This is a genomic window from Pseudoalteromonas sp. NZS100_1 (assembly GCF_015864285.1).
Taxonomy (GTDB): Bacteria; Pseudomonadota; Gammaproteobacteria; order Enterobacterales; family Alteromonadaceae; genus Pseudoalteromonas; species Pseudoalteromonas arctica.
The window spans coordinates 1-851 of record NZ_JADYXN010000117.1 but is presented as its reverse complement, the minus strand read 5'-3'; the positions used below and the strand labels follow the sequence as shown (position 1 = coordinate 851).

At 30.1% G+C, this 851-nt stretch carries 1 protein-coding gene; it reads left to right on the top strand.

Translation table 11 applies throughout. The features are described from left to right. The first annotated feature begins 285 nt into the window (after positions 1 to 285). Positions 286 to 792: a transthyretin-like family protein gene (locus tag I6F66_RS20820; RefSeq protein WP_231611928.1), complete on the top strand. Its 507-nt coding sequence runs from the start codon at positions 286 to 288 to the stop codon at positions 790 to 792. Positions 793 to 851: the final 59 nt, after the last annotated feature.

Below are 851 nucleotides of genomic sequence, written 5' to 3'. Positions count from 1 at the left end.
AAAAATAATCTTCAATCAATTCTACGAAGAATGTTAAACGGTTTGTGTATTTTAGTTAATTGACAATATGACATCTTATATTTGTTACTTTTAATACTTTAAGATCAGCTTATCTCGCTTAAAGCTAATATATAAGTACTTAGTCATTTCTATTATTGTTATTTTTAATATCGTCAGTAAATCAACTAAATCTATAAAGGCATAACTCTAAGAATAGCGATTTAAAATATGTCACAAGTTGGCTTTTGTTGTTAGGCTAAAAATACAAATATAAGAGGGATTTTTATGATCAAGGCAAGATCGGCTAGCGTGACTTTAACGCTTATTCTATTTTTATTAATACCAATGCAAGGATGTGCAGATATGTTTGGCTTTTTTAACAAACAAGACGTTACGTTGTCGTTGCCTGTAAAAGGCAGACTATTAAACAAGGGTGAACCCTTACAGGGCGTTAAAGTAACAAGAGAGCTGATTTATGGTGATACTTATATTGATGAAGCCATAAGTGATAACAATGGTTACTTTTATTTCGATAATAAAACAATACGTACTTCAAAGCCTTCAAACATGTTTTTTAATAGCTCTTTGCTACAGAGTATTTATATTGAAAACAAAAAAGATGAAGATTCAATCTTATGGTACACCACTATACAGTTCACCGAAGAGCAAGTACTGCTGTCTGATATATTAAATAACTTTGAATGCGAGCTTACTGAAGAGCCAATAACATACGATATACCGATAAAAAACACGGGTCAATTTTATACAGTTTATACACGTTGTAAGTTATAGAAATTAGTGAGAAGTTTTATAAAGCCACTAATGTTTATCTATTAGTGGCTTTAATATAA